The sequence below is a fragment of the Bradyrhizobium sp. BR 1433 genome (assembly GCF_051547665.1).
Lineage (GTDB): Bacteria > Pseudomonadota > Alphaproteobacteria > Rhizobiales > Xanthobacteraceae > Bradyrhizobium > Bradyrhizobium australafricanum.
Genome location: NZ_JBPUGG010000001.1, coordinates 2,027,963 through 2,043,032 on the forward strand (window position 1 = coordinate 2,027,963; position 15,070 = coordinate 2,043,032).

Below are 15,070 nucleotides of genomic sequence, written 5' to 3' on the forward strand. Positions count from 1 at the left end.
CTCAGGCCTTGTGACAGACAAAGGAGTAGAGCCGGCCCGGTCGATTGTCGAAACGTTCGGCCATCGACAGCAGCGAGCCGAACACAAGGCGTGACGCAAACGCGGTTCGCCACAGCGGCGCCACCGGAACCTTTTGCGTCAACCTGGTCACGATCGCCGATTTCAGGGTCTCCAGCGTATAGGGAAACAGGTTGATCGGGCTTTGCAGCGGCGCCAGCGTGTCGATCGCGGAAAAGCCTGCGGCGGTCAGCGCGCCGGTGTAGCGATCGAGCAGGAAGGCATGCTCGCCCCCGTAGAGATGATGCAACGGATGCTGCGCGAGGAACTGGGGAAGGTCCGTCTCCTTGCTGATGACATGCTCGCGCGCGGCGATCAGCATGCCACCGGGCCGCAGCACGCGAAACATCTCCCGGCATGCGCCCTCGAGATCGCGCGTGTGGTGCAGCACGGCGCGGGCGAAGACGAGATCGAACGCCGCATCGGCGAACGGCAGCCGCTCGGAAAACTCTTCGACCACCCGGATCGGCAGTTGCGTCTGCCCTGCCAGATCGCGGATCGCCGCCGCTCCCACGATCGCGCTGGGATCCGGCTCGAGCGCCGTCACGGCAAAGCCGGTTCGGGCGAGCGCGTAGCTCGCAATGCCGCGGCCGGCGCCGACATCGAGCGCGGTGCCGGACCGGTCGGCCAGCAGCGAAGCGACCGCCCGCCACTCGGAGCTCCGGAAATAGCGTTCGGCAGCTTCGGCCAGCGGATCGTCGTAGAATGCATCGAGCACAAGCTGGCGCTGGTCCGGCTGATTGCGCAGCCAGACCACCGCATCCTCCCAGGTGGTAAACTTGCGCTTACCGTTCATCGGGCCCAAGCTCCCTCACCAATACGGCCGGATTGCCCGCCACGATCGAAAACGCCGCGACATCCCTGGTCACGACCGCGCCGGCCGCGACGATGGCGCCCTGGCCCACCGTCACCCCGCGCAAGACCATCGCACTCGCGCCGATCCAGGCATCATCGCAGATTTTGACCGGACTCTCATCAAGCGAGATATCGTTCGGATGCCCGCGGGTGAAAATCTGCTGGACCTGTTTGTGCCGCTCGGCCGCCCGCAGCGGGTGCGTGAGATTGTCGAAGACATTCGCCGAATGCGAGATCAGGACGCGGTTGCCGATCTCGATCGACGCCGCCGACCAGATCCGGGTTCCTTCTCCGACATAGCACCATTCGCCGATCTTGATCTCGCCACCATGCGCGAAGGTCAGGAGTTCACCCAGAATGCGGCTATTGCGGCCCACGACGATCTTGTCGGAATCGCCGCGGATATTCCTGATTCTGGCATAGCGGCCGAGCGCCGCGTCCGGCTGCAGCCGGCAAGTCGCGCGACCGATCAGGCGCTGGATCAGGTAATCGACATTCATGCCGTCAACTGCAGGCACGCGACGGCGCGCGACGACGCCGCAAGGTCATTGCCCTGCCCTTTGCCGGTATGGATGTCGAAAACGGTCGCGTCGGCGAGCGCCTCGGCGCTCTGGCGCGACCAGCCCTGCCGCGAATAGCCGAAATAATCGACATGATGGGATGTCGCGCCGAATGCCTCGATGATCCGCTCAATCATGGCGAGATCGAACACCTGATACCAACCGAGATTGTCCCGCTTGCCGAACGGCACCGAGATCAGGCAGGTCCCGCCGGGCTTGAGGATGCGCTTGAACTCCCGCACCGCCGGAACGAAGCCGTCGCGATCGGTCTCAGCGTCGCGCGGATCGCCCGTGTACAGCATCTGATTGTCGAGGCCGATGTGCTCGATCGTCGAAATGCTGGCGACGGTGTCGAAGACCTGATCGCCGAACATCGTGTTGCGAAGATCGCCGAACACATAGGAATAGCCGTCATGCCAATAGCACCGCTTCTCCGGCGCCAGCGTCATGATGGTGAGGTCCGCGCCGCGCAGCGGCGGACGCTGCAGCAGGAAGTCGTGGTTGAAGGTCGATCCCGCGTCCAGCATCTTGCCGACATTGTTCAATCGGGCATAGACCCAGGGGTATCCACCACGCGCTCGTCCATGGCGACGCCGTAGCCCGGCGGAAGCTCCTTTCCTGCCTGAAGCAGGCCCGCATCGATGGCCGCGGTGATGGTATCGCGCTTGACCGTCTGATAGCCCGGGCCGAACGGCCGCGGCCGCAGCCTGAACAGCGGCACGGCGAGCCCGTCGGCCACCCATTTCAGCTGATGGATCAAGTCACTTGCAGACATCATCTCGGCCCGATCGCCCGCCCGCTGGCCGGCCCTGTGCACCGTCTAGAGCCTTTTCCGTTCCGATGGAATCGGAACGGGGCTCCAGATTGTTGTTTTGACGCATTTTCCCTGCGCGAACCGGCGCCCACTTCGCTCGAAAACGCTCTATCACGGCTCAATCCGCGCGACGAGGTCGATAAACTGCGCCCATTGCGAGGCCTTGCTGTAGGTCTCCTGCACGCGGCTCCTGCCGGAGGCGGCGATCGCGGCCCATCGAGGCCAATCCTGCAGGCCGCTTGAGATCGCCTCAAGGGCCCGCTCGGGAGCGTCATAGGTGCGCATCGTGACGCCGTCCTGCATCCCTTGCGGATAGTTGCCGGCATCCGATACGAGCAGCGACCCGCAGCCCATCGCCTCGAAGCAGCGCATATTGCCGCGATCGTTGCCGGCCATGTCGATCGCGCCATTGAGCACGATCTTCGCCGATCCGAACAGCTCGTAGAGGTCCCTGCCGAATAGCGGCAACCTTGCGATTCGCGCGATGGCGTCGGGGCGCCGGTGCTTGCGCAGCGGCAGCAATCGACCGACCGCGCTTTCAGCAAGCCGTGTCAGCCGCGACGCATCGAGGCAGAATACGATCTTGCGATCAGCCGCCAGCGCTGCGACCTGTTCGAGCGTCCTGCCCCGCGCGCTATGATGCCGCGAATATCCACCGACAAACGCCACGTCGATCGGCCGTTCGCCGTGGCCGTACTGCTCCATGACGGAGTCGATCGCGGGAAAGAAGAGCTCCGCCCGGCACCCCTTGCTGCGCCACGCCTCGAGGATCGAGGGGAAGTTTCCAAGCACCGCGCCATAGGCGGTGAGATCAGCATTTCCGGAAGGCGCGGCGCGCCAGCACAGCGTCTTCTTCACACAGCCGGGAAGCTTGGCGACGAACGCACTCGGATAGCGCACCGGATCGAGATTGTAGAACACCTCGGTTCTGTGATGCTCGATCTGCGCAAGCAGAATGGCCTCGAGCGTCGGCGCTTCCTTCATGCCCTGCTCACGCGCCCACTGGCGCTGCAGCACTTCGTCGTCGCCATTCGTGAAAAAGGCTTCAGCTGCGCCGTCGAGCACGGGCTTGAGAAAATGCGCGGCGCCAAACCGATCATGCAGGAACACGTCGCGGCGCGCGTCGAAACTTGACGCCTTTGCCGCGAGCTGGTTCAGCCTCGGCAAATAGGACGGATAGAGACCGCTATTCTGGAACAGACGCATTGGTTACGCGGACCTTGCCAACATCCATTTCATGTTCAAATAAGGCCAGATCCGGCCGACACTCTTCCAATCCCAGCTCTGCGACGCCGTCAAGCGGCCGACCGCCTTTCGAAGCGGCGTTTCATCGACGAACTCGGCGAATGCTGGAACATTCCGCTCGAGCAGCTCTGCCGTCCAGCCCGCCAATGGCCCGTTCAGCCATTCCGGCATCGGCGAGTTGAAGCCTACCTTGCGGCGCGCGGTGCGGATGCTTTCGGGCATCAGGTTCGCCATCGCCTGCCGTGCCACCACCTTGGTCAGGCCGTCTGCCGACTTGCTCGTTTCCGGCAGCGCCATCGTGTAGGTGACCAGCCGCCAGTCCATGAACGGCATGCGGACCTCGATCCCGTGCGCCATCGAGAGCCGGTCGAAATTGCGCAAGATGGTGGGCAGCGTGGTCGAATGGAACATGCGGTAGAGGCGCCGGTTCAACGCGCCCCATGTATCAGGCAATTCGTCATCCTCGGCGACCAGCGGCAGCGGCGCGGGCGCGGCCGTAGCGCCTCCACGCAGGAAGTAGTGCCCCTCGCGCCTGATCATCTGCGCGCGCAAGAAGTCGATGCCGCGCTGCGCCAGCTGCGATCGTGAGGTGAGCGCGGCTGCTGCGTTCCGGATCCGGAATGCGGCCGACTGTCCCTCCTGCAGGTAGGCGCCCATCAATTCGTCGGCGCCGTGGCCGTCCAGCGACACGGTGACGTTCTGGCGCCGGAGCTCGCGATAGATCAACCACGGCGCGCTCGGCAGCCCGATATAGACGTCGTCATTGTCGTCGAGGATGCGGTCAAGGTCGGTGAGCGCGTCGGAGCGCCCGATCTCGAGAAAGCTCGGTGCCACCTCGGCCCACGCGGCCGCTTCCTCCGCCATCGGCCGCTCGTCGTTGCTGGCGCCGGGAAAGGTTGCGACAAAGGCGTGTCGCCAGGCCGTGGAGTCACGCGGCCCCATGCCGGCCTTCTCATGGGTCGCCATGGCGCAGATCACCGCAGACGAATCGAAGCCGCCGGACAGGCAGGTCCCGATCGGAACGTCGCTGCGCATCCGCAGCGCGACGGAGTCCTGAAACAGGTCGCGAAAGCGCTCGATGCGCGCGGTCTCGGTATCCGGGATTGCCGGCAGATGGTCCACGGTTCGCCACCAGCGGCGCACCTGCACACGCCCCTGGCGCAACCACATGCAGTGGCCGCCCTGCAGGCGGCGCAGTTGCACAAACAGAGTCCGCTCGCTGCCTTCGATCCCGAACGGGTCAAGCAACAGCCGACGCGCCACGTCGACATCGAGCGACGTCTCGACCAGCCCGCTGCGCGCCAGCGCGCGCTGCTCGGACGCGAACACGAAGCGCTCGGATGACAACGCATACAGCATCGGCTTGATGCCGAAGCGATCGCGCGCCAGGAACAAATCATCCGTGGCCGTGTCGTAGATCGCCAGCGCCCACATGCCGTTGAAGCGCAGCAGCATGTCCTCGCCCCAAGCCTGCCAGGCGGCAAGGATCACTTCGGTATCGGACTGGCTGCGGAAAACCGCGCCCTTCGCCTCGAGCTCGCGGCGCAATTCGAGGAAGTTGTAGATCTCGCCGTTGTAGACGATCACATGGCGGCCATCGCCCGACACCATCGGCTGATAGCCGCCCTCGCCGGGGTCGATGATGGCGAGCCGGCGATGGCCGAAGGCGACGTTTCGCTTGGCATTGAACCAGGTGCCCTCGCCGAACGGACCGCGATGCGCGATCAAATTGGTGAGCCGCGAGATGTCGGCCGGTTCCACGGGAGCGCCGCGCAGATTGACGATGCCTGCGATGCCGCACATGTCTAGATGGCCTTGAAGGGCAGGAAGCGACTGCTGATGACGCGGAGATCCCGCCAGCACACGGCGCGATAGGGACCGAGCTGCGACGCGGCAACGGCGGCGACAAAGATGGCCGCCGCCGACACGCCGTAGAGCGACACCACATACCACCATGACGGCGCGTGGTCGAATGACGCGTGGCCGAGCTGCGAACGCAGCGCCAGCGCGATGGCTACTCCCGTGCCGAGCGGAATCAATACGAAATGCAACATCCGTGACCACATACCTGAAAGGCGGAAGGTTCGCCGCAGCAACAGCACGGTGATCACCATCTGGGCGACCATCCCGACGCAGGAGCTCCAACCGGCCGCCTCCCAGCCGAAATACGGCAACGCGACGGCGCTGGTCGCCAGCGTGAAGATGCCCGTGACGAGCGAGATCAGCGCGTTGGAACTGGAGCGCCCCTGCGACAGCAGATAGAACGCAAACACATTGGCGCTGGACCCCAATATTCCGCTGATCGCGAGTACCACCAGCACCAGTTGGGCCTCGGCGGCGACCTCGGCGCCGGTCCATCGATGCAGCAATGCGCCTGCGACCGGGATCAGGCCGCCCAGCGCGCTCGCGGCAAGCACATTGAGAATCAGGACGAGCGAAGCAGGAGGTCGACCTTGCGATCGTCATCCTCTCTCTGCAGGGTGCTGAAGAACGGGAACAAGATCTCGCCGATCTTCAGCACACCGATATAGACCGCCTCCTCCAGCCGCTGCGCGACGCTGTAGAAGCCGACGAATTGCGGCTGCAGCAGCGCGCCGAGCAGATAGCGGTCCGCCTGCCCGGCGAACAGCGCGCCGCTTTGCGCCGCGAACTGCCAACCGCCAAGCTTGACCAGCGCACGCAGCGCACCGCGATCGAGCGCCGGCCGTGCCAGCCAGTCACTGAGGGCGTGGCGCGACCAGGCAAACGCCATCACGAGATTTGTTGCAAAGCCCAAGGCCTGACAGCCGAGGAAGGTCGAGGCACGCGGCGCGTAGGGGATCAGCAGCAGCATCGACATCGTCGTCACCACCGTGCCCGTGATGCTGATCGACGCGATCCGCCGATAGTCCTGGCGCGCCGTGAACAGCGAGAGGAAGACGGCGAACAGGCATTGGAACAGCCAACCGGCGCCGGCCAATGCGAAGGCGAGCCCGAGGTCCTCGGCGGCCGGGCCGCCGAGGTGGAATCCCCGTCGTGCCAGCGGCGCGCCGGCAAAGGCAAGCAACGCCGCGATCAGGCCGCCAAGGACGATGGCAAGCGCGAGAGCGGTCCCGAAAAATCGCCGCGCCTGGTCGTGGTCGGACGGTTCCAACCTTTGCGCGAGCTCGCGCGCTGTCGAAAGGCCAAGCGCATTGCTGAACATCAGCGCCGGCGCGGCACAGGCCGTCACCAGACCCGCAACACCGAACGCGGCGAGACCGAGCCGGAAAATCACGAACGGTAGGATCGCGAGATTGAGCAGCACCGCGACCGCGAAGGCGGTCGCGTTCCACGCCGAGTTACCGAGCAGATGGGATGGACCCTTTTTCACCGCCATGCCCGCTTTCGGTCCATCGCTCCGATACGCCTCAAGTGCCTCTTCCGTAAGGGCAAAACCCCATTCGGCATGGCGACGGGCTAGCAGCCGGCGCGGTGATTGTCGAGGGTTGGCGGACGGCGGGGAGGCGTGGGTCCGGGCCAGGGCCGCGGCAAATGCAGGAGCCGATCTCCACGGAACCGTGGCTGGTTGTTTCCGGCCCTGTTTGTGATCCGGGTAACAGTTGGAAAGGCCTGCCAAATTGTCTATGGCAGATGGGCTCAAGCCCCCGGGCAGCCCGCCCAACAAGAGGTGTCTCAATGCCCTTCCCCCGCGCATCCCAAGCCCTGTCCCGTTTCACCGTGCTGGATTTGACCCGGGTCCGGTCTGGGCCGACCTGCGTGCGCCAGCTCGCCGATTGGGGCGCCAATGTCGTCAAGATCGATGCGCTTCTGGAGGACGGCGGTGGCGAGCAGCCGGGCGGCCCGCGCGGCGGGTCCGATTTCCAGAACCTGCATCGCAACAAGCGCGCCATGACGCTGAACCTGAAGGACCCCAAGGGGCTCGAGGTGTTCAAGCGGCTGGCCGAACAGGCTGATGTCGTGGTCGAAAACTTCCGGCCGGACGTCAAGGCCAAGCTCGGCATCGATTACGAGAGCATCCGCAAGATCAACCCGCGGATCGTCTATGGCAGCATCTCCGGGTTCGGCCAGGACGGCCCCTATCACAAGCGCCCGGGCTTCGATCAGATCGCCCAGGGCATGGGCGGGCTGATGTCGGTGACCGGCGCGCCCGGCGGCGGACCGATGCGGGTCGGCATTCCCGTCGCCGATCTGACCGCGGGCCTGTTCTGTGCGATCGGCATCCTCACGGCGCTGCTGGAACGTGACGTATCCGGCGAAGGCCAGTGGGTGCAGACCTCGCTGCTGCAGGCCCAGATCTTCATGCTGGATTTCCAGGCGGCGCGCTGGCTGATGGAAAAGGAAGTGGCCAAGCAGGCCGGCAACGACCATCCGACCTCGATCCCGACCGGCGTGTTCAAGACCTCCGACGGTTACATCAACATCGCCACGACAGGCGGGCGGATCTGGGAGCGTTGCGCACAGGCGATCGGCGCGCCCGAGCTGATCACCGACCCCGACTACGCGACCGCGCCGGCCCGCTCGAAGAACCGCGACGCGCTGAATGCCAGGATCGGCGCGCTGACCGAGAAGAAATCGACCGAGACCTGGGTGCAGGAGCTGAACGCCGCCGGCGTGCCGTGCGGGCCGATCTACTCGATCGACCAGATGTTCGAGGATGCCCAGGTCAAGCATCTCGGCATGGCCCAGCACGTGCCCAATGACGAGAACCGGCAGATCCAGCTGGTCAGCCAGCCGGTGACGCTGTCGCGAACGCCGAGCAGGATGGCCGCCCGCCCGCCGGAGTTCGGCGAGCAGACCGAGGAGCTGCTGGCCGAATTCGGCTTCGGCAAGGATGAGATCGCCGAGCTCCGTCAGCGCAAGGTGGTTTGACGGTATCAAGCCACCAACGCCCTAGCGGTTCGAGGTCGCCAGAATCCCGGACCGCGACTACGCCCGTGCAGGCCGCAACATTCGTCCGAGCCCGACGAACGCCTTGTCGATCACCGGCCAGAACAGCAGCACGATCGCCAGTGTCGTGATGGTTCCGACCAGGCCGTTTGACCAGAACACCTTCATGTCGCCGCCGGAGCCGATCATCGAGAGGCGGAATGCATCCTCGGCGCGGTTGCCGAGCACCAATGCGAGGGTGAACGGCGCGAGCGGGATCCCGATCTTCTTGAAGACGTAGCCGACGACACCGAAGCCCAGCATCAGCCAGATATCGAACATCGCATTCTGGATCGCATAAGCGCCGATCGCGCAGGACACCACGATCATCGGCGCTACGGCCGCGAACGGCACGCGCAGGATCGAGGCGAAGATCGGCACCGTGGTCAGCACCAGCACCAGGCCGACGACATTGCCGAGATACATCGAAGCGATCAGGCCCCAGACGAAATCCTTGTGCTCGACGAACAGCAGCGGACCGGGATTGAGGCCCCACACCATCAGGCCGCCGAGCAGGATCGCAGCGGTCCCCGAGCCGGGAATGCCGAGCGCCAGCATCGGCAACAGCGCCGAAGTGCCCGAGGCATGCGCGGCGGTCTCCGGCGCGAACACGCCCTCGATCCGGCCTTTGCCAAAGCTCTCCTGATCCTTGGCGAAGCGCTTGGCGAGGTTGTAGCCCATGAAGGAGGCCGCGATCGCGCCGCCCGGCGTGATGCCGAGCCAGCAGCCGATCACCGACGAGCGCAGCAGCGTCACCCAGTATTTCGGCAGATCCTTCCACACCGAGAGCACGACGCGCAGGCTGATGCCGGCGGCGTGCCCGCGCAGCGCGAGGCGCTCCTCCATTGTGAGCAGGATCTCGCTGATGCCGAACAGGCCGATGACCGCGACGAGGAAGTTGATGCCGCGCAGGAGCTCCGCGGAGCCGAACGTCATGCGCAGCTGCCCGGACACCGTATCCATGCCGACGCCAGCGAGCAGCAGCCCGAGCGACATCGAGATGACCGTCTTGTGCTTGGCCTCGCGGCCGAGGCCGACGAAGGAACAGAAGGTCAGGAGATAGACGGCGAAGAATTCCGGCGGGCCGAACCTCAGCGCAAACGACGAGATCATCGGCGCCAGGAAGGTGATCAGCAGCACCGCGACCAGCGAACCGACAAAGGACGAGGTGAACGCCGCGGTGAGCGCTTCGGCCGCCCTGCCCTGCTGCGCCATCGGATAACCGTCGAAGGTGGTTGCGACCGACCAGGCCTCGCCCGGGATGTTGAACAGGATCGAGGTGATGGCGCCGCCGAACAGCGCGCCCCAGTAGATGCACGACAGCATCACGATGGCGGACGTCGGATCCATCGTGAAGGTCAGCGGCAGCAGTATCGCGACGCCGTTGGGGCCGCCAAGCCCGGGCAGCACGCCGACGAAGATGCCGAGCACCAGTCCGACCATCATCAACAGCAGCGTCTTCCACGTCAAAAGGACGGCAAAGCCGTGCAGCAGGAGACCGAAAGCTTCCATGGTTCGAACTCGGTTCGCTAGCGGCCGAGAGCCGCTTCGAGCGGCCCCTTCGGCATGATGACGTCGAACGCGACGTCGAACGTTATGAACATCACAGCGGTGAAGACGAAGGCGGTGAGCAGCGACTTCCACAGCGCGATCTTGCCGACGAGGCGCATGAAGCCAGCGATCAAGAGAAAGCTCGCGACATAGAGGCCGAGATATTGGGTGGCGAGGCAGAACAGCAACGTCGGCACGAACACCGCCATCACCCGGCGAAGCTGGGCCCGGGTGACAAAGGTCTCGGCGGCTTCCCGGCGCGAAAGAAAGGCGGCGCCGAGACCATAAAGGCTCGCACCGCCGAGGATGACCGAGAGGTAGAACGGAAAATAGCCCGGCTGCGGCCCGGTCGAGTTCCACGACGCACCGGTGCGCCAATTGTCCCAGCCGAGCACCACGGCGAGCGCAAGCAGAAGCAGCGACACGACGACGTCGACGACGCCGGTGCTGACGACCGCCGGCGAGTTATCTTCAGGTGCGGTCGGATCGTCGACGACGATCTCAAGTTCGGTATTGGACATGGATGAGACGGTCTGGGTTGCGAGGGCAACGATTGGGATAGCGTGCTGATGCAATCACCGTCAATGCAGCCTTCAGTTAAACGGTGGAACGTTCGGGAAAGGCGCTCGCAAGTGCAGCACGCTCCGGCTTGAGAACGCCGCGCTCGGTGATCAATCCGGTCACCAGCCGCGCCGGCGTGACGTCGAAGCCGAAATTGGCAACCGACGAGCCGTCCGGAACCACGCGCACGGTCTCGATCCGGCCATCCGCCGTGCGTCCCGTGAGGTGCGTCACCTCGGCGGCCGCGCGTTGCTCGATCGGAATCTGCCTGACACCGTCATCGATACTAAAGTCGATGGTCGGCGACGGCAGCGCAACATAGAACGGCACGCTGTTGTCGTGGGCCGCGAGCGCTTTCAGATAGGTCCCGATCTTGTTGCAGACGTCGCCATTGGCGGCGACGCGATCGGTCCCGACGATCGCGAGATCGACCATGCGATGCTGCATCAGATGTCCGCCGGTGTTGTCGGGGATCACGGTGTGCGGCACGCCGTGGTGCCCGAGTTCCCAGGCGGTGAGCGAAGCGCCCTGATTGCGCGGCCGGGTTTCGTCGACCCAGACGTGGACCGGAATGCCGCGATCGTGCGCCTGGTAGATCGGCGATGTCGCCGTTCCCCAATCCACGGTTGCAAGCCAGCCGGCGTTGCAATGCGTAAGGACGTTCACCGCCTCGCCCGCCTTCTTGGTCGCGGCGATCGTCTCGATCAGGCCGAACCCGTGACGGCCGATCTCGCGGTTGATCTCGACGTCCTCATCGGCGATCTCGCGCGCGCGGGCATAGGCCGCCTCGGCGCGGGCCGAAGCCGCGAGCGGCGCCAGCGCGCGCTGCATCTCGTCAACGGCCCATTTCAGATCGACCGCGGTCGGCCGGGTCGCCAGCAACATCCTGCCGGCGCGTTCGAGCGCCGCGTCGGAGGCATCGGCGCGCATCGCAAGCGCCATGCCATAGGCTGCGGTGGCGCCGATTAGCGGCGCGCCGCGGACCAGCATCGAGCGGATCGCCTCGCCGGCCTCGTCCGCGGTGGTGAGTTTGGCGACGATGAATTCATGCGGCAGCCGGCGCTGATCGATCGCGCCGACCGACCAGCCGTCGGGCTCGAGCCAGATGCTGCGAAAATGTCGTCCATCGACTTTCATGTCCTATGCCCTTCGCGTCGCGCGCTCCTGGAGGACTTCATCACGACCGTAGCACCCGTCCGGCGACGGCATCGAGCTTGGCCAGCAGCTGCGGATCGCGGGCCGCAGGCGCCGTGATCAGCGCGGTATCAAGCGCCCGATCCGAACCGACCGGACACGGCTCGTGCTCGCGCGGGAAATCCCGCGCCAGCCGCGCGACCAGCGCCTTTGCCTTCTCCGCATTCGAATTCAGCACGCGGATGATATCCTGCACCGTCACGGCATCATGCGCCGGATGCCAGCAATCGAAATCGGTGACCATCGCCACGCTGGCGTAGCAGATCTCGGCCTCGCGGGCGAGTTTGGCTTCCGGCATGTTGGTCATGCCGATCACCGAATAGCCCTGCGCCTTGTAGGTCAGGCTTTCGGCGAGCGAGGAGAACTGCGGCCCCTCCATGCAGAGGTAGGTGCCGCCGCGGGCGAACGCGATGTCTTCGGCCTCGGCAGCGGCGGCGAGATGCCTCGCCAGCAACGGCGACACCGGATGCGCCATCGAGACATGCGCGACGCAGCCCTTGCCGAAGAACGAGCTCTCGCGCTTGTGGGTGCGATCGACGAACTGGTCGACCAATACAAAAGTGCCCGGCGGCAGCTCTTCCTTGAACGAGCCGCACGCGGACAGCGCGACGAGGTCGGTGACCCCCGCCCGCTTCAGCACATCGACATTGGCGCGATAGTTGATGTCGGACGGCGACAGGGCGTGTCCATGGCCGTGGCGCGGCAGGAACACGATCGGCAGTCCCGCCATCTCGCCGCGGCGGAGCGGCGCGGACGGCTCGCCCCAGGGGCTTGTGATCGCCTCCTCGCGGACATTTTCCAGGCCCGGCAGATCGTAGATGCCGGATCCGCCGATGATGCCAAGAACGGCTTTGGTCATGATCGCTCCTCACGGTCCCGCAACGGCGCCGGAGGGGTAACCCAGCCCGATCGGGCTCGCCGGACGTTCGGCCATACTGCGGCGCAGTAATCACTGCGCCGCTGCCGCTTGCAAGGCAATTCCAAGCTAACAGGAAAGCAGCCGGCCCAGTCATTCCGGGGCACCCGAAGGGTGAACCCGGAATCTCGAAGATTCCCCGATGCGCAATTGCGCATCTGAGGTTCGATGCTTCGCATCGCCCCGGAATGACGGCGGATCCGCTATTTTGCGACGAACCCTGCCGCGTTCATCAGCGAGGCATTCTGCTTGTCGTCATCCTCGAGGAACTCGACCATGTCCTTGCCGGTGAGGAAGATCGGCTTCAGCGCCTGCTTCTCCATGTAGTCCTTGTATTCAGCCGTCTGCGTCACCTTCTGGAACAGGTCGACATAGAACGCCTGCTGCTCCTGCGTGACCTTGCCCGGCAGGAACATCGCGCGCAGCATCAGATACTGCACGTCGAGCCCCTCTTCCTTGCAGGTCGGGATGTCGTTCCAGGATCGCGTGTCGGTGACCTTGGTCTTGTAGGAGATTCGCTCCTTGTCGAACACGCAGAGCGCGCGAACCTGTCCGGCGCGCCAGACTTCGAGGTTCTCGCTGGGATTGTTGACGTTGGACTCGGTATGGCCGCCGACCAGCTGGGTCGCAGCCTCGCCGCCGGACTTGTACGGCAGATAGGAGAACTTTGCGCCGGTCTTCTGCTCCATGAACACGGTCAGCACGTGATCCTCGCGCTTGGAGCCGGTGCCGCCCATCTTAAACGGCGCACTCGCTGTCTTCGCGGCCGCGATGAAGTCCTTGACGGTCTTGGGGCCCGACGCATTGTCCCACAACACGAACTGGTCGAGCGCGATCACCGACACCGGGGTAAGGTCGCGCCAGTTGAACGGAATCTTGGCCGACAGCGGCAGCATGTAGATCAGCGAATAGGCGATCAGCACCTTGTTGGGATCACCCTCGCTGGACTTCATGTACATCAGCGCTTCCGCACCCGACGCGCCGCCCTTCAGCGACACCACCATCGGCTGCTTCATCAGATTGTTCTTCTGGATCGCCGCCTGCATCATGCGCGCCATCTGGTCGGAGGCGCCGCCGGCACCGGCCGCGACCACGATTTCGACCGGCTTGCTCGGCTCCCAGCCGGCAAAGGCCGGCGTGTTCAGCAAGAGGGCCGCGATTGCAGCCGTGGTTTTTACAATCTGTCCCACGTGTTTCTTCCCTATCTATTTGTTCGGCTTGGCAAAACCTGCGAGGTGGCGGGCGCCGTCATTGTGCCGAGAATGCCGCTGAGTTCAAGCCGCGAACTGCCGCATGGCCTATGACTTTGGAATGAGGTGGGCGTCGTTTGCGAGCCACCGGATGCGCCACGGTGGGAGTTGAGCTCGCGATTTCTTCAATCGTCGTCCCGGCGAAGGCCGGGACCCATACTCCGCGGCGGATGTTGTGAGTGGGGCTCGTCGTTGCAATAGCGCTTAACGATTAACATCGGTGGTTATGGGTCCCGGCTTTCGCCGGGACGACGTCGGGATTGCTGCACGATCTGTGAATCATACCTTCGCATTCTCGCGACCTGATTTGTCCCTCGGTTCAGCGAGCCCGCAGTCCTCTGTCGCCCAGCCGCCGCTACTTGCCTTTGAAGTTGGGCGCGCGCTTGTTGAGGAAGGCGTCCATGCCCTCGCGGAAATCCTCGCTGATATAGGCGCGCAGGATCAGGTCCTCGCCCTCCTCGCGCGACAGCGTGCGGCGGATGCGGCGCACCGCTTCCTTGGTCACTTCGAGCGTGATCGGCGCGTGGCCGGCGACGAGCTTCGCCGTCTCGGTGGCGCGGCGCTGCAACGTTTCCACATCGGGGACGACTTCGTTCAACAGCCCGAGCGCCAGCGCTTCCGGCGCCTCGACGAGGCGCGCCTTGAAGATCAGATCCTTGGTCCGCGCCGGACCGATCAGCGACACCAGCCGCGAGATATTGGACATCGAGAGGCAGTTGCCGAGCGTGCGCGCGATCGGGAAGCCGATCCGCGTCGCCTCGGTGCCGATCCGGATATCGCAGCAGGCGGCGATGCCGGCGCCGCCGCCGGTGCACGCGCCGGCGATCGCCGCGATCACAGGCACACGGCACTGCTCGAGCGTACCCAGCACGCGGTCGATCCGCGCCTCATAATCGAGCGCATCCTGCGCCGTCTTGAACGCGCGGAACTGCGAGATGTCGGTGCCCGAGGCGAACGCCTTGTCGCCGGCGCCGGTCATGATCAGCGCCTTGATGGAGTGATCCTGATTGATGTTCTCGCAGATCGCCGCCATCTGCTCGTACATTGCAAAGGTCAGCGCATTGCGCGCCTGCGGCCGGTTGAACGTGATGCGCGCGATCCCGTCCTCGACGGAATAGATCAGGTCTTCGGTCGAAGTGACGGGCGCGTTCATGTCTCG

General features: G+C 64.8%; 15 protein-coding genes. 1 reads left to right on the top strand and 14 read right to left on the bottom strand.

Annotated features, from left to right (window positions below; all coding sequences use genetic code 11):
* Position 1 precedes the first annotated feature (1 nt).
* From ACSKB9_RS10200 to ACSKB9_RS10235, 8 genes are all read right to left on the bottom strand, one after another.
* Complete coding sequence (locus tag ACSKB9_RS10200; protein ID WP_438072897.1) at positions 2-853, bottom strand: class I SAM-dependent methyltransferase; 852 nt, start codon at positions 851-853, stop codon at positions 2-4.
* Positions 843-1,412, bottom strand: coding sequence for an acyltransferase (locus tag ACSKB9_RS10205; RefSeq protein ID WP_057020481.1), 570 nt, complete (start codon positions 1,410-1,412; stop codon positions 843-845). Before ACSKB9_RS10205 ends, ACSKB9_RS10200 begins: the two co-directional genes overlap by 11 nt.
* Positions 1,409-2,017, bottom strand: coding sequence for a methyltransferase domain-containing protein (locus tag ACSKB9_RS10210; RefSeq protein ID WP_438072899.1), 609 nt, complete (start codon positions 2,015-2,017; stop codon positions 1,409-1,411). The genes ACSKB9_RS10205 and ACSKB9_RS10210 overlap by 4 nt, the downstream gene beginning before the upstream one ends.
* Positions 2,014-2,250, bottom strand: a complete 237-nt coding sequence (locus ACSKB9_RS10215; RefSeq protein WP_438072901.1) for a hypothetical protein — start codon at positions 2,248-2,250, stop codon at positions 2,014-2,016. The genes ACSKB9_RS10210 and ACSKB9_RS10215 overlap by 4 nt, the downstream gene beginning before the upstream one ends.
* Before the next feature lie 147 nt (positions 2,251-2,397).
* A complete protein-coding gene (locus ACSKB9_RS10220; protein ID WP_438072903.1) occupies positions 2,398-3,492 on the bottom strand; it encodes a glycosyltransferase family protein in 1,095 nt (364 codons plus the stop codon).
* A gap of 3 nt (positions 3,493-3,495) precedes the next feature.
* Entirely contained in the window at positions 3,496-5,334 is a 1,839-nt protein-coding gene (gene asnB / locus ACSKB9_RS10225) for an asparagine synthase (glutamine-hydrolyzing) (protein WP_438072905.1), read from the bottom strand.
* Positions 5,335-5,336: 2 nt separating this feature from the next.
* The gene (locus tag ACSKB9_RS10230) at positions 5,337-5,948 is read right to left on the bottom strand and encodes a hypothetical protein (RefSeq protein WP_438072907.1); all 612 of its coding nucleotides are present in this window, start codon (positions 5,946-5,948) and stop codon (positions 5,337-5,339) included.
* Between the two features lie 8 nt (positions 5,949-5,956).
* Complete coding sequence (locus ACSKB9_RS10235) at positions 5,957-7,174, bottom strand: lipopolysaccharide biosynthesis protein (protein WP_438072909.1); 1,218 nt, start codon at positions 7,172-7,174, stop codon at positions 5,957-5,959.
* Positions 7,175-7,188: 14 nt separating this feature from the next.
* Between ACSKB9_RS10235 and ACSKB9_RS10240 the strand changes: the two genes are divergently transcribed.
* Positions 7,189-8,382: a CaiB/BaiF CoA transferase family protein gene (locus ACSKB9_RS10240; protein ID WP_438072911.1), complete on the top strand. Its 1,194-nt coding sequence runs from the start codon at positions 7,189-7,191 to the stop codon at positions 8,380-8,382.
* Between the two features lie 57 nt (positions 8,383-8,439).
* On the opposite strand, the gene ACSKB9_RS10245 is transcribed toward ACSKB9_RS10240, so the two are convergent.
* The 6 genes from ACSKB9_RS10245 to ACSKB9_RS10270 form a co-directional block, all read right to left on the bottom strand.
* A complete protein-coding gene (locus tag ACSKB9_RS10245; protein ID WP_038380818.1) occupies positions 8,440-9,951 on the bottom strand; it encodes a tripartite tricarboxylate transporter permease in 1,512 nt (503 codons plus the stop codon).
* A 17-nt stretch (positions 9,952-9,968) separates the two neighbouring features.
* The gene (locus ACSKB9_RS10250) at positions 9,969-10,511 is read right to left on the bottom strand and encodes a tripartite tricarboxylate transporter TctB family protein (protein WP_438072913.1); all 543 of its coding nucleotides are present in this window, start codon (positions 10,509-10,511) and stop codon (positions 9,969-9,971) included.
* A 76-nt stretch (positions 10,512-10,587) separates the two neighbouring features.
* Positions 10,588-11,688: an S-methyl-5-thioribose-1-phosphate isomerase gene (gene mtnA, locus ACSKB9_RS10255; protein WP_438072915.1), complete on the bottom strand. Its 1,101-nt coding sequence runs from the start codon at positions 11,686-11,688 to the stop codon at positions 10,588-10,590.
* 40 nt (positions 11,689-11,728) lie between these two features.
* The gene (locus ACSKB9_RS10260) at positions 11,729-12,604 is read right to left on the bottom strand and encodes an S-methyl-5'-thioadenosine phosphorylase (protein ID WP_057020489.1); all 876 of its coding nucleotides are present in this window, start codon (positions 12,602-12,604) and stop codon (positions 11,729-11,731) included.
* Between the two features lie 260 nt (positions 12,605-12,864).
* On the bottom strand, positions 12,865-13,842 hold the full coding sequence (locus ACSKB9_RS10265; protein WP_438080141.1) for a Bug family tripartite tricarboxylate transporter substrate binding protein: 978 nt from the start codon (positions 13,840-13,842) through the stop codon (positions 12,865-12,867).
* Between the two features lie 424 nt (positions 13,843-14,266).
* The gene (locus ACSKB9_RS10270) at positions 14,267-15,064 is read right to left on the bottom strand and encodes an enoyl-CoA hydratase/isomerase family protein (RefSeq protein WP_438072916.1); all 798 of its coding nucleotides are present in this window, start codon (positions 15,062-15,064) and stop codon (positions 14,267-14,269) included.
* Positions 15,065-15,070 lie beyond the last annotated feature (6 nt).